Source organism: Nostoc sp., from assembly GCF_036917155.1.
In the GTDB taxonomy this organism is placed as follows: domain Bacteria; phylum Cyanobacteriota; class Cyanobacteriia; order Cyanobacteriales; family Nostocaceae; genus Nostoc.
On record NZ_JBALDZ010000107.1, the window covers coordinates 12,613 to 34,203 of the forward strand.

Annotated in this window: 22 protein-coding genes; 15 read left to right on the forward strand and 7 right to left on the reverse strand. The window is 42.2% G+C overall.

The annotated features are described in order from the left end of the window. Positions 1-310: 310 nt before the first annotated feature. A complete protein-coding gene (locus V7K67_RS15285; protein WP_334730232.1) occupies positions 311-4,393 on the reverse strand; it encodes a hypothetical protein in 4,083 nt (1,360 codons plus the stop codon). Positions 4,394-4,929: 536 nt separating this feature from the next. On the opposite strand from V7K67_RS15285, the gene V7K67_RS15290 reads away from it, so the two are divergent. The 10 genes from V7K67_RS15290 (at position 4,930) to V7K67_RS15335 (ending at position 11,321) form a co-directional block, all read left to right on the forward strand. Beyond that, entirely contained in the window at positions 4,930-5,631 is a 702-nt protein-coding gene (locus V7K67_RS15290) for a Crp/Fnr family transcriptional regulator (protein WP_179065484.1), read from the forward strand. A gap of 292 nt (positions 5,632-5,923) precedes the next feature. Beyond that, positions 5,924-6,664: a DUF2232 domain-containing protein gene (locus tag V7K67_RS15295; RefSeq protein ID WP_334707350.1), complete on the forward strand. Its 741-nt coding sequence runs from the start codon at positions 5,924-5,926 to the stop codon at positions 6,662-6,664. 132 nt (positions 6,665-6,796) lie between these two features. Continuing rightward, a complete protein-coding gene (locus tag V7K67_RS15300) occupies positions 6,797-7,999 on the forward strand; it encodes a nicotinate-nucleotide--dimethylbenzimidazole phosphoribosyltransferase (RefSeq protein WP_334730231.1) in 1,203 nt (400 codons plus the stop codon). 89 nt (positions 8,000-8,088) lie between these two features. Next, the gene (locus V7K67_RS15305) at positions 8,089-8,256 is read left to right on the forward strand and encodes a hypothetical protein (protein WP_334730230.1); all 168 of its coding nucleotides are present in this window, start codon (positions 8,089-8,091) and stop codon (positions 8,254-8,256) included. Positions 8,257-8,274: 18 nt separating this feature from the next. Beyond that, positions 8,275-8,835: a Uma2 family endonuclease gene (locus tag V7K67_RS15310; protein WP_335167254.1), complete on the forward strand. Its 561-nt coding sequence runs from the start codon at positions 8,275-8,277 to the stop codon at positions 8,833-8,835. Between the two features lie 609 nt (positions 8,836-9,444). Further along, positions 9,445-9,675, forward strand: coding sequence for a type II toxin-antitoxin system VapB family antitoxin (vapB, locus tag V7K67_RS15315; protein ID WP_334730228.1), 231 nt, complete (start codon positions 9,445-9,447; stop codon positions 9,673-9,675). Further along, a complete protein-coding gene (locus tag V7K67_RS15320; RefSeq protein ID WP_335167256.1) occupies positions 9,672-10,058 on the forward strand; it encodes a type II toxin-antitoxin system VapC family toxin in 387 nt (128 codons plus the stop codon). The genes vapB and V7K67_RS15320 overlap by 4 nt, the downstream gene beginning before the upstream one ends. 67 nt (positions 10,059-10,125) lie before the next feature. Then, complete coding sequence (locus V7K67_RS15325) at positions 10,126-10,707, forward strand: Uma2 family endonuclease (RefSeq protein ID WP_334730226.1); 582 nt, start codon at positions 10,126-10,128, stop codon at positions 10,705-10,707. A gap of 70 nt (positions 10,708-10,777) precedes the next feature. After that, positions 10,778-11,110, forward strand: a complete 333-nt coding sequence (locus tag V7K67_RS15330; protein ID WP_334707359.1) for a DUF4258 domain-containing protein — start codon at positions 10,778-10,780, stop codon at positions 11,108-11,110. Further along, complete coding sequence (locus V7K67_RS15335) at positions 11,100-11,321, forward strand: YgiT-type zinc finger protein (RefSeq protein WP_334707360.1); 222 nt, start codon at positions 11,100-11,102, stop codon at positions 11,319-11,321. Before V7K67_RS15330 ends, V7K67_RS15335 begins: the two co-directional genes overlap by 11 nt. A 261-nt stretch (positions 11,322-11,582) precedes the next feature. On the opposite strand, the gene V7K67_RS15345 is transcribed toward V7K67_RS15335, so the two are convergent. Beyond that, entirely contained in the window at positions 11,583-11,828 is a 246-nt protein-coding gene (locus V7K67_RS15345; RefSeq protein WP_334730224.1) for a UPF0175 family protein, read from the reverse strand. A 196-nt stretch (positions 11,829-12,024) separates the two neighbouring features. Further along, positions 12,025-13,152 carry an ABC transporter ATP-binding protein gene (locus V7K67_RS15350; RefSeq protein ID WP_334730223.1) on the reverse strand — a complete coding sequence of 376 codons (1,128 nt, stop codon included), beginning with the start codon at positions 13,150-13,152 and terminating at the stop codon, positions 12,025-12,027. A 293-nt stretch (positions 13,153-13,445) separates the two neighbouring features. Here V7K67_RS15350 and mrdA point away from each other — a divergent pair, with 293 nt between their 5' ends. The 3 genes from mrdA to V7K67_RS15365 all read left to right on the forward strand — a co-directional run bounded on the left by mrdA (position 13,446) and on the right by V7K67_RS15365 (position 16,139). Further along, positions 13,446-15,287, forward strand: coding sequence for a penicillin-binding protein 2 (mrdA, locus tag V7K67_RS15355; RefSeq protein ID WP_334730222.1), 1,842 nt, complete (start codon positions 13,446-13,448; stop codon positions 15,285-15,287). Positions 15,288-15,406: 119 nt separating this feature from the next. Beyond that, entirely contained in the window at positions 15,407-15,658 is a 252-nt protein-coding gene (locus V7K67_RS15360) for a helix-turn-helix domain-containing protein (RefSeq protein ID WP_334730221.1), read from the forward strand. After that, complete coding sequence (locus V7K67_RS15365) at positions 15,636-16,139, forward strand: hypothetical protein (protein WP_335167260.1); 504 nt, start codon at positions 15,636-15,638, stop codon at positions 16,137-16,139. The genes V7K67_RS15360 and V7K67_RS15365 overlap by 23 nt, the downstream gene beginning before the upstream one ends. Here V7K67_RS15365 and V7K67_RS15370 read toward each other — a convergent pair. Together V7K67_RS15370 and V7K67_RS15375 are read right to left on the reverse strand one after the other, a co-directional pair. Continuing rightward, positions 16,105-16,866, reverse strand: a complete 762-nt coding sequence (locus V7K67_RS15370) for a DNA cytosine methyltransferase (protein WP_334730219.1) — start codon at positions 16,864-16,866, stop codon at positions 16,105-16,107. The genes V7K67_RS15365 and V7K67_RS15370 overlap by 35 nt on opposite strands. Before the next feature lie 75 nt (positions 16,867-16,941). Continuing rightward, complete coding sequence (locus V7K67_RS15375; RefSeq protein WP_334730218.1) at positions 16,942-17,751, reverse strand: M15 family metallopeptidase; 810 nt, start codon at positions 17,749-17,751, stop codon at positions 16,942-16,944. 102 nt (positions 17,752-17,853) lie between these two features. On the opposite strand from V7K67_RS15375, the gene V7K67_RS15380 reads away from it, so the two are divergent. Both V7K67_RS15380 and V7K67_RS15385 read left to right on the forward strand, forming a co-directional pair. After that, the gene (locus tag V7K67_RS15380; RefSeq protein WP_334707383.1) at positions 17,854-18,771 is read left to right on the forward strand and encodes an AEC family transporter; all 918 of its coding nucleotides are present in this window, start codon (positions 17,854-17,856) and stop codon (positions 18,769-18,771) included. Between the two features lie 219 nt (positions 18,772-18,990). Then, the gene (locus V7K67_RS15385) at positions 18,991-19,899 is read left to right on the forward strand and encodes a nucleotidyl transferase AbiEii/AbiGii toxin family protein (RefSeq protein WP_335167263.1); all 909 of its coding nucleotides are present in this window, start codon (positions 18,991-18,993) and stop codon (positions 19,897-19,899) included. A gap of 253 nt (positions 19,900-20,152) precedes the next feature. On the opposite strand, the gene tsaB is transcribed toward V7K67_RS15385, so the two are convergent. Further along, positions 20,153-20,809 carry a tRNA (adenosine(37)-N6)-threonylcarbamoyltransferase complex dimerization subunit type 1 TsaB gene (tsaB, locus tag V7K67_RS15390; protein WP_334730216.1) on the reverse strand — a complete coding sequence of 219 codons (657 nt, stop codon included), beginning with the start codon at positions 20,807-20,809 and terminating at the stop codon, positions 20,153-20,155. Positions 20,810-20,970: 161 nt separating this feature from the next. After that, positions 20,971-21,567: a 6-aminohexanoate hydrolase gene (locus V7K67_RS15395; protein WP_335167266.1), complete on the reverse strand. Its 597-nt coding sequence runs from the start codon at positions 21,565-21,567 to the stop codon at positions 20,971-20,973. Positions 21,568-21,591: the final 24 nt, after the last annotated feature.

Below are 21,591 nucleotides of genomic sequence, written 5' to 3' on the forward strand. Positions count from 1 at the left end.
AGTCTAGACATAGACATGATTGTTAGGCGATTTTTAGTGCTTTTGTCCCTACTACTGAGTGTTACTATACACAGAATTTAACCAATAGAAAAACCGAAAACTCAAATTTTACAGAATCTTTCAATTAAAGTCATAGATTGTGAATCTACAGTATTTTTCTCTATTACCTAAATAAAAATACTACTATCGTACACATCCAAAAAATTACTGTGCTGAAGTACTACTAGTACTTTCCTAAATTCCAAATGCCGACGTTATGAGCATTTGGAATTTTGGGTAGTATTCTTATTTCTAACGTCATGTACCAGTCTCAATGAGCAACCTCTAAAGCGAAATTCACTGTATATGGTTCCTCCAATGATTGCTGATTACTAGCCTTGATCGCATTTAGATAGCGACGCAAAGATAACAGTTTTTGGGAATTTGGACGATAAGTAAGACTCCCTTGTTTTTCAAAAAGTGATGCAGTGGCGATCGCTTCATAGTCAGGATTTTCTTGCGAACTCTGGGTGAGCCAAGTTGAATCTGTGACTGAAGGTATTAAACCCGAAGGCAATTCACCTTCCAAAAAAGCCAGCAGCCGTTGCTGACAAATGCGAGTATTAATCCCACGACCCTCAAATAACTGAATAACTTCACCAAAAGACAAGGGCCGATCTGGTAGCAGCCGCAGCAATTCTGTAAATAAGAAATAATCAGTGTATTGTTGCCTGGGTATATCTAAAATTTGGGGATGCAGAGGCAGCATCGCCAAACCATAAGCAACTCGACTGCAATTAGGAGCGCCATTTTCACCGAGATATGAATCTTGAATAATCTTAGCGCTGGGGAGTTTTTGGCGTAACCAGCGGTTCACAGTTGCGACACAAGCCACTCCGCCAGTTAGAATAGCTTGATTAATCGCTTCTGTGGGGATGCCACGAGCTACCAATAACTTGTTGAGTTCTCGATTTAGGCGGCGCACAAAGGGGATAAATACCTGGCTTTCTAAGTCTCGTCGCTGCAAAATCCACTGCTGATCGGCTAATTCTAGGGTAAAAGAGTCTTGGTGTTGCAAAATCAGCTTTAGTGCTAGTGCTGCATCTAATACAGCCTGTCCCAGTAGAGAACTTTCTAGACGTTGCTGGAGGCGAATTCGAGCGGTGATATCTGGTTCTCCGACTCTGGGTAGTTCTAATTCTTCTAACCCTAAAGTCTGCCAACGCATTTGATCTAAACCGGGAATTGACGGTTGCCATTGCCAAGGATTACTAGTAGTAGTTTTGCGCTCGCTTGGTGTTTCTGAGCGTGATTGTCGAGATTTCGGTGGCAATAGCAGCTGGCAAATAATATCTTGTTCAATTCCTTTACCAGCATAAGCAAAACTGTGGAGCATGAAATCATTGTATGTCAATTGCACCAAGCTTTCTGGTACATTCACCAGCAACATTTCTGTGGCAGTTGTCCCAATGTTAATCACCAGAGTGTTGCCAATAATCGGCTGTTCGCTAGTTTTTGCTGGACGATCGTCTTGACCATCGGTTAATTTTACTTGCTCACCGTTAGCGGCATCGAGTTCTGGGAGTAGACTAGCGATCGCTTCTTCGACAAAAAAGACTTGCTGCGGATGTTGAATGAGTTTGCTGGTGAGTAAAGCTTCCCGCACGTTAAAGCGGTATTGTTCCGACCAGCTAGATGGACAGGTGCAAATTACACCCGCAATATTATTGATAATCTGGGGAAAGTTTTGTTCGCTGATCCCAACAGCGGCAGCCATTAAACTAGGAGTGGTACTTGTTTTTTCAGATTTGAGGGTTAATAGTAGCTTAGAGAGCGATCGCACAATCCAAATCAAAGGGCCTGCCGAAAATTCATTTAATTGCAAAACAGGTTCCCATTTCTGTCTTTCACTCTTGTAGGGAATAGCTACTTGTAAATAGGGCTTCAACTGCGCCGAGTAGAGATTATTGATCGTCGAATCTGATGTTGATCTCGGTGTTGCAGGAGTGGTGGGGGAGCGATCGGGCACTTTATCTTGAGCAACAGCCGCCGGTGCCGTCTGCTCATGTGTTTCGATACTTTCATTTTCACCGTGGGGTATAGAAGCTGTAGGCAGATAAACCTCTGTTGGCAAACGAAAGGATTGCTGGAACGAACTTGTTCCCGATGGGTTTTCTGCTGACCAGTAGATAGGATGTACAACAAAAGTCGAGCGATTTAATAAGGCGGCAGAAATTCCTGTTGTACCTAAATCAATTCCTAAATACCAGACTGGTTCTATAACATTAGGCGCAACCTCTGGATTATTTATGGAGTTGGAAATTGTTGGTGAAGAACTTTCTTGAACAGGAGTTACGACTTCCTTTTTTTTGTCAGTTTCTATCTGGGGAACTGCCAAACTGGAGAAAGCAGCAGTTGAGGTGTTTTCTGCTATTTGGAGATTTTCAGAGGAAGTTGTGGGAATTGTGTCTTGAGTTGTATCAAGTATTTCCGAGAAAATATCCAAATTGGTGGCTGGTTGTGACTCAGAATTTAGCTGCTGATCAAAATTAGCCAAATCCCGATCTAATTGCTGCAACTGTTCTTCATCTAGGGAAATATCAGGTACGGCTGGAGCCTGGTTTGACTCAATAGAAAGCAAGTTTTCTTGGGGTGAAGCAGCAATGTAGTTATCTGAAGTCGGTTCTGGCTGATCGTCGTTAATTAATACTTCCGATGTAGCGATATCTTCTTTACCAGTCGCTTCGCTTTCCTGTAGGGGTACAGTAGGCTTTTCTTCTCCTGTCGGAGACGCTGCACGAACGGGAGGTTGTGCGTAGTTTTCTTCCCCGTAAGGATATGCCAACGTAATTTCTGCGACTTCTGGAGTAACTGGTGCTGTAGTTGTGACATCCTCCATGAAGGATAATACTTCCAGCGATCGCTGCTCACTACTTGTATCAGGCAATAGGTCAGTTAGGGTATTAATTGTATCAACACTAGCTGGCTGAGTGTCGATTTGCGTGGGTAAACTGTCTGTTTGTGGGGTAGAAAAGCTGAGAGGTGAGTCTAGATCGGTATCCTCTTCAAAAAATAGTTCTTCCTGTGGCTCTGATGAATCTGTGGTTTCTCCTAAAGTTTCTTGGGTTGAAAAACCCGTATCTGGTAATACAACGGCAGAATCCACAGTTGGAGTTACAGATGGGGAGTCTGTGGAAGCAGATAAGTCATTTGTGGCAACATCGAGGCTGGGATTATTAACATCACCAGCGCCAAACAAACTGGCGTAAAGTTGGTCTACTTCATCACCAATTAACGCAGAAATATCTTGCGGTAATTCGGTCGGGGTTTCAGAAGATTCAGACGAGTCTAAACCAAGCTGCAACAGCGCTGCATCTAAATCTTCCGTGAGGGTAGTCTCCTGTTGCTCAGAATTAATAATGAGTGGAGATGAAGTTTCTGGTTGTATCAATTCCAAGGGGTGGGGCGCAACTTCAGCAGCGATCGCGGTTGGCTCAGGCAATGATGGTAGTGTCTCAGATTCTATCCCCAAGAAAGATGGCTGGGAACTAGGGGATTCTTGCTGCAAATGCTGGGTCAAATTATTGAGAAAGCTGGCCATCATCTGTTCGCCTTGCATCCCCTTGCTATGCATTCTTGCCAGTGCTTGCGACAGAGATTCGTAATAAGTATTAATGTTGCGCTGTAGTGCCTCAAAGACTACATTCACCGTCCCATCTAGTGATAATAGGCGCTGATCCAAATCCCTGGCCAGTTGGGTTAACCGCTCCACACTGTCTGGTGATTCTAAAAAAGGTTGAGTTGCAGAGGTTGCGTGATTAATTTCTCCTGAAGAACTGGCAGAATTTTCCCCCGTCTTTCCGACCAGTGCTGTTAAGGTTGGCACAAGGCGACTCATGAGTACCTGTAAAAATTCGGTAATCATTTGCTCTTGGTTAGTCAACTGCTGCGCTAGGGAGTAGTTTTGCAAACGCTTTTGTTCTAGCTGGCGAATTTCTTGTATCAGGTTGGCTCGCTCTTGCAAGAGCAATTCTAATTCCGATCGCAACGGCTGAATCAATCTCGAAAATTCATTTTTTAATTGTCCGGCGTCAACAGTACTCTGTTCCTGACTCGGTTGGAGCTGCGGTAGTGGATATAGGTGATTGTCATGATCAATAAATTTTGTTAACAAAGGCGATGGCGGAGCCATCGCCAAGGGCGAACGCGATTCTTCGGAAGACTGATTTGGGATGCCGTTCTCTAATGCTTCCTTTTCTTGTAACCTCACCAAAAAGTCGCGAATTCGTTCTAAAACTTCTTTAGGCTCTTGCCCCTGACCAGACAAAAATCTAGACAGGCGCTTGCCACTGCTGGCAAGTAAATTGTCAATGTCTGCGATCAGCTTTTGAATTTCATCTGTACTGGAAGTCACTTTTATTACCTTATGTAGAAAACTGTGCCAACTAATATAACAAGTACTTTACAATCACTATTCGCACAGCGTCTCCCATCGGAGAAGTTTTGAGTAGCAAAAGCCGCTGCTTGGACTTGTGACTGTCATTATGTTATGGATTACTGGGAGCCATGGCAATCTTCAGTCAGCCTTTGTTCGAGAAGCTTCGTTTTAGAGGTCATTAGTTGCCTATTTTTGAAAATCGCTAAAATACCTGAGCAATAATTTACTCCCTTTAGTATCATTGATGTTGTTTGCCTATATTCTTAACCAATCAAGTTTGCAGTGCAGCTAGCCCCTAAGCAATACAACCGCCGGCTATAAACTACTTTTTGCAAAACTTTTACTCCGTTTAAACTTATAGGTAAAGATTATTTAGAAAAACGTTCTTGTCGCTTTCTTGTGTAGCATAGTTTAGTTTTCTCTTTGAAAGGGAACTGTGCAATGATAGCTGAGGCTAAAAATGGCGCTCTTGTTTGTTGTGTGTACATAGCAGCTTGAATAAAGATGTTGTAATGGAAGACCGATATAGCTTGCAAGCACAGGCTAATCCCTGGATGATCACCTCCGCTCCCTTTTTTCAAGGGTTGCCAGAAACTGCTGTGGAATCAGCCCTCATCCATCTTGTCACCCGCACTCACCCAGCCAATCAGGTAATTCTCCTGGAAAATGACTGGGGCGGTTCTGTGTATTTTATTATGGACGGATGGGTAAAAATTCGCACCTACAATCTGGAGGGGAAAGAGGTAACGCTGAATATTCTTGGCAAAGGAGAATTATTTGGTGAAATGGCGGCCCTAGATGAAGTGCCTCGCTCTACAGATGTGATTACCTTAGCGCCAACGGTAATAGGCAGTATGCCTGCTCAGGATTTTGTCAAGTTACTTCAGATAGAACCCTTAGCAGGAGTTCGATTGGCGCAACTAATGGCCCGACGTTTGCGACAAGTAAATCGCCGATTGCGGTTGCGGGAATCTGATAGCCAGTCAAGAGTAGCAGATACGTTGTTATTTTTGGCAGAAGGACAAGGAAAAAAAGGGCAAACAGGAACCGAAATCCCCAATTTACCTCATCGGGAATTGAGTAGTTTGAGCGGACTGGCGCGGGAAACGGTGACACGAGTCTTGACAAGGCTAGAAAAAAAAGGCTTGATTAAACGGGATCAAGATACTATTTGTATTCCCGATTTGTCAGCCTTAGAAAGAATGATCGTTTAGCAGGTAACGCCCTTTCCTTCTCCAACTTCTCTACGAGATGCTATGCGAACAGCTAAGAAAAGTTGGCGAGAAATGGGTACTGGGTACTGCAAAAGAAATTCTTTTAAGATTTGGTTGGGGTATAAATCTCAACCAAATCTTCCCAGTAACTAGTACAAGAAGGCAAAAGTAAAAAGGCAAAAGTAAAAAGAAAGAATGCTTATTTTGTAAGCTTTCTGGCTATTTTAAATGGGTGGTTTATTTACGCCTTGCGGTACTAGTCCCCAATCCCCAGTTTAAGAACTTGTCAGATATGAGTATTTTAGATTCTCTCCCAAATGAGCCAGAGGAAGATCCATCCCCTGAATCTCCAACTCCTCAGAATCATTGGTTAGATAAAGAACAGCAGTTAATGCCTCCTCAACTCAAGGCTGATGCACCCTTAAGGATGGTAGAAACAGCATTTTTAGCCAGTACCGCTAGCTTAATTTGGTTTATTAATTTTTACTTTCCCTTGGGGCCAGTTTTGCGGATATTTTTTCCGGTGCCGATCGCTTTAGTTTATCTACGTTGGGGCAAACGTGCGGCATGGATGGCAGCACTCACCTGTGGATTATTGCTGACAGTACTGATGGGACCAGCCCGCAGTTTGCTGTTTGTCATGCCCTACGGGTTCATGGGCGTGCTTTTAGGAGCGACATGGTATCGTCGTCGTGTTCCCTGGATTGTTTCTATCACCTTGGGTACGCTATTGGGTACTTTGGGAGTTTTTTTTCGGCTATGGTTGCTGTCTGTTTTGTCAGGTGAAGATCTGTGGATTTATGTGATTACCCAAGTGACAGAGTTCATTGAGTGGGTATGTTTGAAGCTGAGTTTGTTGGCGAGTCCCAGTGTGTTTTTGATTCAAGTAGGAGCGATCGCTTTAATTCTACTCAACAACTTTATCTACCTTTTTGTGGTACATCTAGCATCATGGTTGCTTTTTGACCGCCTGGGCAACCCCATTCCCCGCCCACCCCACTGGGTACAAGTCCTCATGGATTATGAAGGATAGTGAGGAGTTGTGAGTTAAGAGTTATAAATTAAACTTCTAATTGCTAATTGCTAATTGCTAATTGCTAATTGCTAATTGCTAATTGCTAATTGCTAATTGCTAATTGCTAACTGCTAACTGCTAACTTTCCAAATGATTCGTATTTATACCCAAAAAGAACAGGGTGAAGAATGGCTACAACGGTATCGTGGTTGTCTACCAGTATTTGCCTGTGTTTTAGGATTTACTGAAACTGGTTTAATTCCAGGGATTTCAGCAGCCGGTCGCACTCCAGAGGATCGGAAATATACCGCTTGTGCTGATGCCGAGTTTTTGTATTACGGGCCAGAACATAAAGCCCAATACCCCCTACCACCATTAGCGGCTGGGGCTTCACCTGTGCTGATTTCTCGCGCCGTCTTTGAGTCACTAAAAATACCAGTTCATTTATTTAATGCTGGTTTACCCCAGCCTCCTGCCGCACCAGTAATTGATTTAGGTGGCACTCCTGCTAAGTGTTTAAGTGGAGGTGCTGCTATGGAAATCACAACTGTACACCACTTATTTGAACAAGGGCTACTTTGGGGAGAACGCCTTGCTACTAATATCCAACAGGGATATCTGATTATTGGTGAGTGCGTCGTTGGAGGCACTACAACTGCCCTAGCAATCTTAACTGGTTTGGGTGTAGATGCTGCCGGAAAAGTTAACAGTAGCCACCCTGTTTGTAACCATGCACAAAAGTGGGCACTAGTGCAAAGTGGGCTGGGGGAGATGGGGGGAGATGGGGGAGATGGGGGAGATGAGGGAGATGGGGGAGATGGAGAAGTAAGTTCTCCCTCATCCCCCTCATCCTCCTCATCTCCCCCAGTTAACCCCTTAAAACTCGTAGCCGCCGTGGGCGATCCCATGCAAGTGGTAGTAGCTGGGATGGCGATCGCAGCTAGTCGTAGTTGTGGTGTAATGCTGGCTGGAGGGACGCAAATGTTAGCGGTTTATGCGCTGATGAGTGCGATCGCTCAAGCTTACGCCTTATCATGGCAACCAGAAGCAGTAGTTGTAGGCACAACCCGCTGGGTAGCAGAAGACCCGACTGGCGCTACAGTTGACTTAGCCCTCAACTTAGGAAAAGGCAGCTTAACTGAGAGTGGAAGAACCCCACCCTTATTAGCAACTAATCTAAGCTTTGCTGATTCTCGTTATCCCCAATTGAGAGCTTATGAGCAGGGCTTTGTGAAAGAAGGTATAGGTGCTGGAGCAGCTTGCATAGCCGCCCATCTTAGCCAAGATTGGCAGCAACATGAACTTTTGGCAGCCATTGAAGCCCAACTTGAACGACTAAGGGACTTCCAATAATAATCAATCATTGTGTAGGCAGGGGAGCAGGGAGCAGGGGAAAAAGAAAAATATCATCTGAATAAATTGGGTAATTTAACGTGAATCTTATGCTGACCAATATTCGCCTAATTAGTGTTCAAGAATATCACCAAGAAGCGATAATGAATAAGATGCCATTTACTGTTTTACTTGCTATTGTTGCATATTGCGGCGATCGCGGCGACATAACAAACCGCTTGCACATCACATTAAGCATCTGCGGGATAAAATGTTAGGAAGTTAACCTGAATCTTATGCTTACCAATATTCGCCTAATTAGTGTTCAAGAATATCACCAAATGGCGGAAATGGGGATTTTTCATCCTGAAGAACACTTAGAATTAATCGCGGGACAAATCATCAGAATGTCAGCAAAAGGAACTGCTCACGAATCAGCAATTACCCGCACAGAAAGGTTATTACGTCAACGCTTGGGTGACAAAGTTTTATTAAGAATTCAGTCACCAGTGCAACTTGACGATTATTCGGAACCAGAACCAGATATTTCAGTGGTGAAGCTGAATCCATTAGATTATGACGATCACCATCCCAATGCTTCCGAAGTGTTTTTACTGATTGAAATAGCTGATTCCAGTCTCAAATACGATCGAGAAGTAAAAGCGATCGCTTATGCGAAGTCAGGTATTATTGAGTACTGGATTTTAGATGTCAATGGACGCAAGTTGTATATGTATCGTCTCCCTAGTCCAGACGGATACCACAGCGAGAGCATACTTGCAGAGGATGTGACAATTTCACCTTTAGCTTTTCCTGATTGTGCGATCGCTATTCGGGCATTATTGCGAAAAGTTTAAATAATTCGTAATTATATAGTTAACTGGCTTCATTTCTAATTTGGGGCGCTGTATTAAGGTTATCTGTTGGATTCTTGGTCTTTTGGGTTAGCTGCGTTTTTAGTGATCGCGGAATAAGGTGATTTGAGCAAATTGCTAAACTGAAATTAGCCAGTGATTTGAGTTAGCAAAGAGATAGAAATGACAAACGAAACGACTTCAGATAATGAAGCTGATTCGTTTTGTGAACTGTGTAGCGATTGGATTGATGATCAATAATTTGGTGTTACCCAGTAAACTAACAAGTCTATGAAGCGGACATTTGAGATATCTTGGTAGTGAAGCAAAGGTTAGCTACTACCGCTCATCTTGGGCGTTAGATGGCTTAGGTTTTTTTCTTTTCGAGGCAATCGCCTAATTTGCTATATATCTGAAAAGCACATACCAATTATAAAAAGTATAATCGGCTATAATCGCGATTCTGGCACAGTGTGCGACGCCGAATAGCCCATCGTAGACCTCGCCGATTTGTACTTACAAGTGCAGTTTGAAACCGAAGCCACCGAAAAATAAAATTCCTTTCAGAAATTCCCATAAAATTACAAGTAGGAGAACCTCTCAGGAGAAATTATGGCTATTGATGCAGAAATTTTACAAACACTAGATCAAATGCCAGAGTCACTTAAACAAGAACTCTTGCATTATGCCAAATATTTAGTTGAGAATTATTCAAAGGCTATTTATCAGGAAAGTTTACTACAACAAAAGCGTCGATCTGGCATCTTAAAAGGAACTTTTGTTTTACCTTTGCCTGATGACTTTGATGAACCTCTCGAAGTTTTTAAGGAATATATGGAATGAGTGGTTTCCTTTTAGATACTCATGCCTTTATCTGGCTAACTGAAAATGACTCCAATCTTCTAGATAATCTGAGGATGATGATCAATACCGCAGATATAGTTTATCTCAGTATTGCTAGTCTTTGGGAAATTGCCATCAAGTTGAACCTTGGCAAATTATCGCTTCAACGGACGTATGAAACGATAGGTTCTGCGATCGACGCTTCAGATATACTCATACTTCCGATATCTTTTGCCGATACAGTTCAAGTTAGGAATCTCCCCCTACATCATGGCGATCCATTTGACCGGATGTTGATTGCACAGGCTATCAATCACTCCTTAATTATTATTAGCAGGGATAAAAAATTCGATGCTTATTCTGTTCAGAGGATGTGGGAATAGTCATACCAAAAGAGAACACCCATTTTTCGCTATCCTAAATAAAGTAAATCATTAAGAGATCGCGCCAATGGTTGCTTTACCCGACAACATTTTGATGAGTGCAGAAGAATATCTGGTTTGGGAACCTACCCAAGAGGAACGCTACGAGTATTGGGATGGCGAAGTTGTGATGATGAGTGGTGCTACACGCAACCATAATCGGGTTTCTGGAAATTTCTTTAAGCTCTTAGATGATGCCCTAGCCGATCGCACCTGTGAAGTGTACATTGTAGATGTGAAGGTGCAGATAGAACCGGGGCAAAAATATTTTTATCCAGATGTGGTGGTAACTTGCGATGAACGAGATACTGATCCACAATTGGTACAATTTCCCTGCTTAATTATCGAAGTGCTATCACCTTCAACAGAAGCAGCCGATAGGGGGAAAAAATTTGCCAAATATCGCCAATCTCCAACCCTGCAAGAATATGTCTTAGTACAAGTAGCTCAACCGATTGTAGAAGTGTTTCGACGCAACGAACAGGGAAAATGGGTGCTGTCAGAGTATAATTTGGGCGATATATTGCGGCTAGAATCTGTAGATGTGGAAATTGCGATCGCCCATGTGTACAGACAAGTACAGTTTGAAACCGAACTAACAGATGCGTAGCAAATAAGAGTCTACATGGAGGATAAATAACATCTATACCTGAGCCAGACGGATGTGAAAAAATAGTTATATGACCTCACTTATTGAAGAAATCCGTCAGAAAGTTGCTGATGAACAATTTGAGTTTTCCAAGCACGCCGTTGATCAATCCATCTTGCGACAAGTTCAGGTTCAAGAAATCAGAGAGATAATTGCCAATGGACAGGTTATTGAAGACTATCCAAATGATAAGTACGGACCAAGCTGTCTGATTAGTGGTTTGACCCAAGCTCGAAGACCCATTCACGTTCAATGTAGCTATCCCTCTCGTCCATTAGTCAGAATTATTACTCTGTATCAACCCGACCCACAGAAATGGGATCAAGACTTTACACAAAGGAGAAACCGTGGCGATGACTCATGAGCAAGAAACGCTAGTTGAAAAAAAGGTAACTTACACCTTAGAGCTAAATGGACAGGTCTTCATGATTGAGAACGTACCTGCTCACGTGAATGAAGAAACAGGAGAACAATTTTTTTCTCCATCAACTGTAGAGCATTTACAGCAAATTGTCCTTAGTGGACAACAGCCGGATCGCTTCACTGAAGTTCCTGTCTATAACTATGCAGCATAATTATTGAAGATGCTCATTTGTACAGACAAGTACAGTTTGAAACCGAAGTAACAGATGCGTAGCAAATAAGAGTCTACATGCAATCCTGTTGAAGCTACTAAACGGTGCGATCGCATTAAACATCTGCGAGATAAAATGTTGGGACGCTAATATAAATACAAGCCCCTAGAGGAATAACGATGCTTCCATAGAGTTTCTGCAACAGGTCTAGCTGATCAATGACTACAAGATTTGTGATTGGGGAAGTATCACTAACAACAATCACAGCAACCGCATTGATTGCAAGGTTTTAACATCTGCTTGCAAATCTTCAACATCATAGTTGATGCAAAGTCCCCGTTTTGCCAATTCGTGTTGAAACTCAATCACTGTCAATCCAGTCCAAGCACGGGCTTTGCCACTACTAATTTTTTCCTGTTTGTACAACATGATGGCGATTTCGAGCTTTAATTCATCCTCAGTCATCTTGGTTGATTGGAGGATGTCATCAGGAATTACAACGCTCATTGGATTCTGCCGGAGAAAATTGAGTTATTCTGATTTCAAGATAAACGATTATTACTTCAAAAAGGTCTGTACCCCTACGCGGAAGCAAGCTACGCGCAGCGTATCTCAGAATTGTCCTCAAATTTATACTCGCTCCCCTAAAAGCAATCTATGTGGAATAAATCTTAGCTAAAATCTAAAATCCCAAATTGTTTGACTATTGACTAATTGCTAAACAATCAGTTTCTGCCCACCAGGTATAAATAGGCGTATCGCGGTCTGGTAAAACGCCAAAAGTATTCGGCTGCAACACATGAATGCTAATGCCATTTGTTAATTCCACAACATAATTAACGTGTGTGCCCAAATACATAACGTTGATCAGCCTTCCTTCAAAGCAGTTAGCTGGCAAGTTTGGTGGATAAAACGAAAGCTGTATTTTTTCTGGACGTACACTTACTACTACAGCTTGTGATAATTCAGTTGGTGTATCTTCAGCGCGGCTAATGATAATTGAGAGTCCTGTTTTCGTCGAAATTTGCACATTAGAGGAGTCTACCGCGACAATTTCACCACTGAATAAATTAGTATCGCCAATAAAATCAGCAACAAAAGATGTCTGAGGACGTTCGTAAATTTGGCTGGGAGTGCCAACTTGCTCAATTTTGCCTTGATTCATCACGGCAATGCGATCGCTCAAAGATAATGCTTCTTCTTGGTCGTGTGTCACCATCACAAAGGTCAATCCCAAGTCTTTGTGTAAATTTGATAACTCAACCTGCATTTCTTTACGTAGCTTTAAATCTAACGCTCCTAAAGGTTCATCTAACAATACGACGGTGGGACGATTAACTAAAGCCCTGGCTAAAGCAACTCGCTGCTGTTGACCACCAGAAAGTTGATTAGGAAAGCGCGATCGCAAACTTTCCATTTTCACGAGTTTTAAAGCTTCTTGGACTCTAGATTCAATTTTCGATTTGGGTATTTTTTTTAACCGCAGTCCAAAGGCGATGTTATTCCAGACATTCAGGTGGTTAAATAAAGCGTAACTTTGAAATACAGTATTGACGGGTCGGCGGTAAGGCGGCACATTAGTCATAGACTGACCCTGAATCAGCACCTTACCAGCGTCAGCGATTTCAAACCCAGCAATTAAGCGTAGTGTTGTTGTTTTACCACAACCGGAGGGGCCTAAAATACTAAAAAATTCTCCTTGTCTAACATCCAAGTCGATTCCATTTACTGCTGGTTCTTGGTTAAAAAACTTGAAGACGTTACGCAGTTCAACATCAAGTGGCTGAAAACTTGTTATCCCCCTCTGATTCTGCATGACAATTTGAGCCATAATCTTCAGTAGAATGCCATGATCTTACGTTATTTTGTCAATTTATCTAGTCTATTGGGCAGACTAAATTTGACACTTTGGTTCATTGTATCCGCCAAAAACAATTGTTTAAGAATATACTCGCCCGATTCTTTCATACTCAGTGCTGGGCGTGGAATTACGGTAAATGTATATACTTGCTCTGGTACTTAGGCATTCTTTGATTAAGCTAATAAGCATTAAACTTGCATATTAGCAATTGCGAAAAGGCTAGCTAGGAACTGCATTTATTCATTTTAAATTTTGAATTGCTTATGTTTCCATCACTTGGCAGTAAAAAAGATACCCGTACAGTTGGACGTGGTTTTCAATCAATATTTTTAATCCTATTTACCCTATTAATGACTGCTGGGATTGGGGCGCGTTTGGCATATTTGCAAATTGTTGAAGGGCCAAAACTCCGGGAACGAGCCGAAGCAAACCGAATTCGGATGATTCTCAAACAACCAGAACGGGGTAATATTTTTGACCGGAATGGCAAACTTTTAGCCAGTACTCGCTATCCTAGCTCAGTATATTTGTGGCCGATGGCGCATACTAAGCCTTCCTGGTCTGTAGTCGGCCCGCGTTTAGCGCAAATTCTCAACATTCCGCAAGATGAGATGGAAAAGAAATTAGAACAAGCAGGTGCTAATTCTTCTTCACTCATCCGAGTTGCCCGCGATCTAAATGAAGCAGAAATCACGGCATTAAAGGAGTATAAGAATGAACTCCCGGAAGTGGAAATCAATACAGACTCAGTGCGCTATTATCCACATGGCAAGGAATTGGCACACGTACTAGGTTATACGCGAGAGTTGACCGCTGACCAATTAAAAGACAAAAAGGAGCAAGGCTACCGACTGGGAGATGTAATCGGTCAGATGGGCGTGGAAAAGGCTTATGAGAAAGCTCTACGGGGGGAATGGGGCGGTCAGCAGGTGGAAGTAGATGGTGCTGGTAGACCAATCCGGGTTATTGGGGAGAAACAGGCAAAAGCTGGTAACGATTTGCATCTAACCATAGATTTAGATGTGCAAAAGGCAGCAGAAAAAGCTTTAGGAAATCAACGAGGTGCGATCGTCGCCATTGATCCGAAGAATGGTGCAGTTTTAGCAATGGTATCTTACCCCACCTTTGACCCGAATATCTTCTCCAAACAAAAACTCTCCCAGAAAGATTGGGAAAGCCTGCAAGGAAAAGATCATCCTTTGGTAAATCGTGCCCTGAGTGCCTTTCCTCCCGCCAGTACGTTCAAAATTGTGACTACGACAGCTGGATTGGAATCAGGTGAATTTTCTCCAGACTCAATATTACAGACCTTTGGTTCTTTGACCGTTGGTGGGGTGACATTTGGTGAGTGGAACCACGCCGGATTCGGGCCATTGGGATTTCCCAGAGCGATCGCGATGAGTAGTGATACTTTCTTCTATCAAGTTGGTAGAAAAGTCGGTGGCCCAACTTTAATCGAATGGAGTCGCAAATACGGATTTGGTCAAAAAACTGGCATTGAATTTCCCAACGAAGAATCAAAAGGTTTGGTTCCAGATGAAATATGGAAGCAGAAGGTTTTGAAGACACCTTGGACTGTAGGCGACACCATTAATATGTCAATTGGTCAAGGCGCTTTGCAAGTGACACCCCTGCAATCGGCGATTATGTTTTCTGTTCCTGCTAATGGTGGATATCGAGTTAAGCCACATTTGCTCAAAGATAATGAAGAAGCAAAAAGCTGGCGAGAATCCTTAAATATGAAATCGGAAACTATCAAAGTTCTCCGCGACGGACTGCGGAGGGTGGTAAGTGAAGGTACTGGTAAAAGTTTGAACGTGCCCACAATTGCCCCGGCATCTGGAAAGAGTGGCACTGCTGAAGCCGGTGTTGGTCGCCCAAATCATACTTGGTTTGGTGCTTATGCCCCCAGTAATAAGCCAGAAATTGTGGTTGTGGCCTTTGGTGAAAATACTGGCGAGCATGGCGGAACTATTTGTGGCCCGATGGTTTTACAAGTGCTGGAAGCTTATTTTCAACATAAATATCCAGGTAAGTATCAAAAAACTCAGTCTGAAGGAGCAGAGGCGAAAACTCAGAGTTCAGGACATGGCACTGGAGACTAGTACACGGTGGCAAACTTCCGCCACCATCTTTGTTATGTCGCTGTTATGTCGCTCATCATGCTATTTTGAATACTTTAGTCTGTAGAACTTTTGTATTCAAAATTCTACGCTTTTTCTTTATGCAACCCAGTAAACTAGACCAAATTTTAGGACTAGAACTACAGCGTCATCGCACAAAAAAAGGTTGGTCACAAGAGTATCTTGCAGAAGTGACAGGTCTGCACAGGACTTATATCAGCCAGCTTGAGCGAGGGCTAAAAAGTCCATCTGTTAGAGTTCTTAGCCATATTACCAATGCTTTAGATATAACAATGAGTGAGTTTTTACAAGCTGTAGAGGAATCCCTGAGTGTTGACGGACAACGAGATTGAAAGATTAACCCAAGCCATTATTGCTACCATTGCATCTCCAGTCATCGGCTCGATAGAAGATTATACGTGGGAAGCAATTTTTCATTATGTTAAGCATATTCCTTTATCAGATCCCGCCTTGGGACGTAGCAAGCTTCTCTATGATGCTGTTGACTTGGTGACTAAAACTGGTTGGTCGCTCAAATCCCTGCAACTAAATAGCCTCAACATTGCAAATCCATTTTTCTTTGTAATTCAGAGAGCAGATGTCATCAAGAAGGCTGTCCAACTGGGTTTTCCTGGTCTGACTGAGCAATCTTTGCCTAATGAGCTTGGATCAGCCATTATCCAACATTGGAACGAAAAAATTATTTTGAGTCAGGCAGCACAAAGCATTGTAAATAGTTATGAAGGCATATTACTGAAAACTATCAAAGGCTATGAGTATATTTACTGCGAGTTTCCACTCAATCCTCTTGACGCATCATCCCTTGATATGTAGTTTGTGGAGCAGAAGGATAAACTTCAGCATCATAGTCTTGTCCTGCATCTAGTGGTGGTAAGTCTCCAATCGCATCTCTGACTGTGACAAATGGAGAAATATTTGCCTCTAACAAATTAAGCTGATTACAAGATTTTGTAGTTCTATAGTCACTTCTAATATCACCAAAATGTGTTGGTTCAGGAAAATGAAGGGAGCGATCTAGACTAGCTAGAAAAAAAGCTCTGGTTCTCGTTTGTGGTATTCCATAATGTGCAGCATTTAATGATGAAGAGACAACTTTATAGCCCAATGATTCAAGTTTTTCTGTTATTTCTTCGCTAATTACGCCATTGTAAGCTTTCAAGATTTCAGGCACGTTTTCCATTACTACATAAAGGGGTCTAAACTCCTCTACGAATTTCAAAAACGTTCTATATAGCAGGTTACGAGAATCATTGAGGTAGCGATAACCGGCAGGAATGTTTCTAGAAAATCCCTGACATGGTGGGCCGCCAATCAGCAGTATTGGTGCTTCTCGCCGCAAGCCCAACGCTAATCGTAAGTCATCAGGACTAACCTGACGTATGTCCTGATGAATGATTTTAGTTTTTGGGTAATTGTGCTTGTAGGTCGCCAAGGCTTTTGCATTTACATCGATTGCACATAGAGATTCAAAACCCGCCATGTGAAATCCTTTTGTCAAGCCACCAGCACCAGCAAATAAGTCAATAATTTTGTATATCATTTCTGAATACTATAGTATTCAGAACCTATCGTCAAGCAACTCCTTTATCAAAAATAGTAATCCCTAGATAAACTTTTATTGAGGTATCTTAGCGGGTTTCAAATTTCTGGCTTTGTAGAACATTTCTAAACTATTGCGATCGCCTACAAAACGCCAGTGCCAAGGCTCATAACTCACACCTTGAATATTATCTTTGGGAAAAGACATTTCAAAGCTGAAACGTGCTGCATTTGCTTGCATCCACTGATAAGCCTTGGTATGGTCAAAGTTAGCTTGGAGATTAGTTGCTGGCACTGCTCCGTCTCCAATATCCACAGCATAACCTGTGTGATGTTCGCTATGACCAGGAGGAGCGCTGAGGGCAGCTCGTTCTGCTGGCGTTTGATTTCGTTGGGCACCGACACCAAAAAACAACTGCTCCTGATCTTTGACTGAGCGAAAGCCAGAAATTGGTACTAAAATTACGCCTGCCCTCTGCGCTGTTGCTACCATCTCCTCAAATTTTTGGGCAGCAGCTTTTCGCATTCTAATGCCCCTATTTGCGGAGATGGTTACTAATTCTGACTCAGGCGCTTCTGGGTATGGAAAATGCCCTAACACAGTATCGCTGGAATTATTAGATGCTATTGGAGTTGGAGTTGCAGAAGCAGGAGTAGCTGGTAAGGGTTGAGAATTGGCGGTTTTTTTGGGTGCAGTGACGAAAAACAAAAAACCGCTAAGTAAAGCCAGCAAGACAAATCCCATTACTCCCCCAATCAGCACAATTCGGGGTTGCAACCAAATTTTTGGTGTTGCATCAGGGGTATCGCGTACAGCCACTGGAATATCATCACCAAGGTCATTCGATGAGTTTTGCGGTTTTCCAGAAAACCCTGCCTTATTCAAGGGTAAACTCCTGTTTTTGTGGGATAGCCATAACAGATTTTGCACTGGACAAAAGTAGACGTAACAGGTAGCATTTTACATCTGTGGTTTTTAGGCGCAATTTTGACAAACCTTTTAGAACTATACGTCAAGCTAGGGGGATTAGTCCTGGTAGGTTTTATTCTGGGACGCAAACTACCTGTGACAGTTCCTACACGTTTGGGACAGTTCCTATTTTGGGTGGGAGTACCCATAAGCATAGTATCGTTTTTGCGTCAATCTAACTTGTCAGGGCAAATTTGGATTGCACCTGCGCTCGCTTACCTAGCCATTTTACTCGGAGCCTTTTTAGCTTGGTTAGGAATTAAAGGACAAGCCTATTTTAAAAATACTATCCCCAAACCACCAACTCAGGCTAGCTTGATATTAGCCGCAATGTTGGGTAACACAGGTTATCTTGGTTTTCCCATTACCTTAGCAATGGTAGGCAAGGAATACTTTGCTTGGGCGTTATTTTACGATTTGTTAGGTTCATTCCCCGGAACTTATGCCTTCGGTGTATTACTAGCAGCGCGTTTTGGCGGTGGTGTCCAGAATCATTGGCAGACTGCTAGGGCTATCTTAATTAATCCTGCTCTTTGGGGTTTTGGATTTGGCTTGCTGTTTCGACAGGTGACAATTCCTACAGTCGCGGAATTCTGGTTAGAGAAATTTGCTTGGAGTAGTGTAGCCTTATCTCTGATGTTAATTGGAATGCGACTGGCGCTGCTCAAATCTTGGCGTAGCCTACCGCAAGCAGGGATGAGCTTGGGAATCAAAATGCTGCTAGTTCCCTTGATATTGGGCAGTTTTTTACCACTGTTTGGATTAACTGGGCCGATCGCAAAGATCATCGTGCTACAAATGGCCATGCCTCCAGCTTTCGCCACACTGGTAATTGCTGAAACATTCAATCTCGACCGCGATTTGGCAGTTACAGCCCTAGCGGCTGGGGCTATAGGATTGCTGGTTACTCTCCCAGTTTGGCTGTGGCTATTTTAATTTGGGATTTATGCACTGTGGTGAGGCAGGCGATCGCATAAAACCCCACCCCTCCAAGAAAGGCTACGATGTACACACAAGTCCTAAAAAGCTAGAGAGAGAACTTTGATATCAGTGCCAAGTTCTGAAGAAAACTTAGTAACCACTAAAACAATAGTCGAAAGGTTTGACAATATTTTAAGACAATTAACTACAAGATAAAATTTAAAAATTAATTTTATGCTCAATCCACAAAAGCTACCATTTCTAGAGTCTATTGGTTGGCAGCTAAAAAATGTATATCAAATGAGTGAGAAAGAAATTGTTCAATTGTATCAACGCAATTGGCATCATCAAACTACGTTCAACAATTTAAAACAAGAAGAAAAGGATTTTGTTCATTATTTAGCAAAAAAATATAACTCTTGGATATTACCAGATTTTGAAATGTTTCATCTCGCTCATCACAAGAATATACTTAAAATCCTTAATGCTTTCAATCCAGAAGTTTTTAAAAAAGCTTCTGCATACTTTGGCGGTGGTACACTCTTGGCGTTAGAGTATGATGAATACAGGCTTAGTAAAGATATTGATTTTCTCTTCCCTCATGGAACTGAAAATTACAGGTATTTAAGAAATCTGATTTACGACGAAGGAATTGTAGCATTATTTCAAAGTACAACAGATATCGAATTGGGTGACACTACAATCAATCAATATGGTATTCGTTTCCCTATTTTAGTCAATAAAACAACTATTAAAGTAGAAATTGTAGCCAATGGGATTTTTACTTTAGACCCTCCTGTTTATCCGGAATGGACAAAAATACCTTGTCTGAGTATCAGCGATAGATTTACATCAAAACTAATGGCTAATGCTGACCGATGGAACGATTCAAGTACACAATCTAGAGATTTGATTGACTTAGCAATATTGCGTGTAAATAACGAAATACCCGCACGTGCAATCGCTAAAGCTGAAGAAAGCTACGAAGTAAAAAAGCCATTAGTTAAAGCCATCACTAATTTTACTGAAAAAGAAAGATATAGAGATAAATGTTTTCACGAGCTAAACATAGCTGAAGAAAAATTTCCAATAATCATGGATGGAATCAATTGGCTTCTTGTTGACTTTGAATCTATGAATTAACGATCGCCTCCTTCTCCACCTCTACCCAAGTCTTTCAATCGCATTCTCTGTTGTTTTTGTCAACTCCGCTGCCATTGTTTACTGCTGTCACTCCCTCTGAGTCTGCCTTACAGAAATGTTAAGAAAGATGTGACTAATGGATAGCCGATGCCTTGGGGAGGGGAGACAAAGCGTAGCTTTGGCGGGTTGAGGTTCTTGGGGTTTAGTAAGTAATCAAGCGGACATGATATTACTTGACTTTGGAGAATACTAGTTAAACTTCTACTGGATGCTGCCCATAATATGGTAAAGCCTCTGACCAATTAGGAAATTTGCCCTCTTGCCAATCGAGATTAGCTAATTCTAAAATACTTGTCACCGTCGCTGCTAACCCCGATTGAGCTTGAATCAACTGATAATTAGTGTTCCAATTCGCTAAAGTTTCCCGCCATGCTTCTGGTGTTAACACTCTATCTGAAAAACACACTCTTAGTTTAGAAGTATCTGGCTCAAACTCATAAATAGCAGCAAAAATTTGACCTCGTTGGGCTGGCATTTCCACAGCAAAAGTTTTTAGATTTTGACTTTTGCCTGCTTCTGACCAAGCTACCGCAGCCAAAGTTGAAATCGCAAATACAGGAATATCTAACTGTTGCCCTAAAGTCCGAGCAGTGACAACACCAATGCGAGTTCCAGTAAAACCGCCAGGGCCTTTTGCAACTGCGATAAAGGACAAATCTGCCCAAGCTTGTGGTTTGATAAATTCAATTAAATATTGATGCACTAAGCTGGATAAATCACGCCCCAAATTCCAAACTTGCGAGCGAGTGTCACGAGCAAAATCACTAATTGCCAAACCTAATTCTGGTGTAGTAGTATGTAGTGCCAAAGCGTATTTATTTATTGCAAGTTCTTCTAGTTTCGTTATCAAAGTTATTTGAAATATCTATTTTTATAGAGTTAACGTGATTTATTTAAGCATATAACATAGCGGTTATTAATTGAATAGACTACTAACTAACAAGTAGTCAAATGATATTTTTGCAAAGTTTGTGAAAGCCAATGCTGTTCGCTCTCTAATAGTGATCGCAACTAAGATGGTAAATTTGGATTACCACCTTGCTGTCTCAGTAGATAGTCCAAAATTCGGTCAATTCGCTCTAAGGCAGCACCCGTGGTGAGTTGAAATTCCTGAAACTGAGATTTTTGTTCCTCAAAGCTTCGGTCAAGCTTTAGCATGAGTGCTTCTAATCGCTCAGTTCGCGCCTTTGTTTCCTCTATCTCACCACCTGCTTTTGTAAATAGCCGTTGCGTGTGAATAATAAAATTATCAACCTGATCAGAAAGTTGGTCAACCTTTGAACCTATCTGGTCAAGCTGAGATTGGGTATGGTCTTGTTTGATGGTCAATTGGTCAACACGCACCCCTATTTGGTCAAGATGAGATTGGGTACGGTCTTGTTTGATTGTCAACTCATCAAGCTGAGATTGGGTATGGTCTTGTTTGATGGTCAATTGGTCAACACGCACCCCTATTTGGTCAAGATGAGATTGGGTACGGTCTTGTTTGATTGTCAACTCATCAAGCCGCCTGTTTGCTGATTCGGCATAGCTAGCAGTAGACACTAGCAATCGCTTAACAGTTTCGAGTTCATCTTCTACATGGTCTAGTCGCTGTGCGTTGGTCATGCTGTTTTCTCTTGGCTGACTTCA

Bases quoted from the DNA above. Each gene is read 5' to 3' on its own strand.
- V7K67_RS15290 (WP_179065484.1), top strand. From the start codon at position 4,930: ATGGAAGACCGATATAGCTTGCAAGCACAGGCTAATCCCTGGATGATC.
- V7K67_RS15295 (WP_334707350.1), top strand. From the start codon at position 5,924: ATGAGTATTTTAGATTCTCTCCCAAATGAGCCAGAGGAAGATCCATCC.
- V7K67_RS15300 (WP_334730231.1), top strand. From the start codon at position 6,797: ATGATTCGTATTTATACCCAAAAAGAACAGGGTGAAGAATGGCTACAA.
- V7K67_RS15305 (WP_334730230.1), top strand. From the start codon at position 8,089: ATGCTGACCAATATTCGCCTAATTAGTGTTCAAGAATATCACCAAGAA.
- V7K67_RS15310 (WP_335167254.1), top strand. From the start codon at position 8,275: ATGCTTACCAATATTCGCCTAATTAGTGTTCAAGAATATCACCAAATG.
- vapB (WP_334730228.1), top strand. From the start codon at position 9,445: ATGGCTATTGATGCAGAAATTTTACAAACACTAGATCAAATGCCAGAG.
- V7K67_RS15320 (WP_335167256.1), top strand. From the start codon at position 9,672: ATGAGTGGTTTCCTTTTAGATACTCATGCCTTTATCTGGCTAACTGAA.
- V7K67_RS15325 (WP_334730226.1), top strand. From the start codon at position 10,126: ATGGTTGCTTTACCCGACAACATTTTGATGAGTGCAGAAGAATATCTG.
- V7K67_RS15330 (WP_334707359.1), top strand. From the start codon at position 10,778: ATGACCTCACTTATTGAAGAAATCCGTCAGAAAGTTGCTGATGAACAA.
- V7K67_RS15335 (WP_334707360.1), top strand. From the start codon at position 11,100: ATGACTCATGAGCAAGAAACGCTAGTTGAAAAAAAGGTAACTTACACC.
- V7K67_RS15345 (WP_334730224.1), bottom strand. From the start codon at position 11,828: ATGAGCGTTGTAATTCCTGATGACATCCTCCAATCAACCAAGATGACT.
- V7K67_RS15350 (WP_334730223.1), bottom strand. From the start codon at position 13,152: ATGGCTCAAATTGTCATGCAGAATCAGAGGGGGATAACAAGTTTTCAG.
- mrdA (WP_334730222.1), top strand. From the start codon at position 13,446: ATGTTTCCATCACTTGGCAGTAAAAAAGATACCCGTACAGTTGGACGT.
- V7K67_RS15360 (WP_334730221.1), top strand. From the start codon at position 15,407: ATGCAACCCAGTAAACTAGACCAAATTTTAGGACTAGAACTACAGCGT.
- V7K67_RS15370 (WP_334730219.1), bottom strand. From the start codon at position 16,866: ATGATATACAAAATTATTGACTTATTTGCTGGTGCTGGTGGCTTGACA.
- V7K67_RS15385 (WP_335167263.1), top strand. From the start codon at position 18,991: ATGCTCAATCCACAAAAGCTACCATTTCTAGAGTCTATTGGTTGGCAG.
- V7K67_RS15395 (WP_335167266.1), bottom strand. From the start codon at position 21,567: ATGACCAACGCACAGCGACTAGACCATGTAGAAGATGAACTCGAAACT.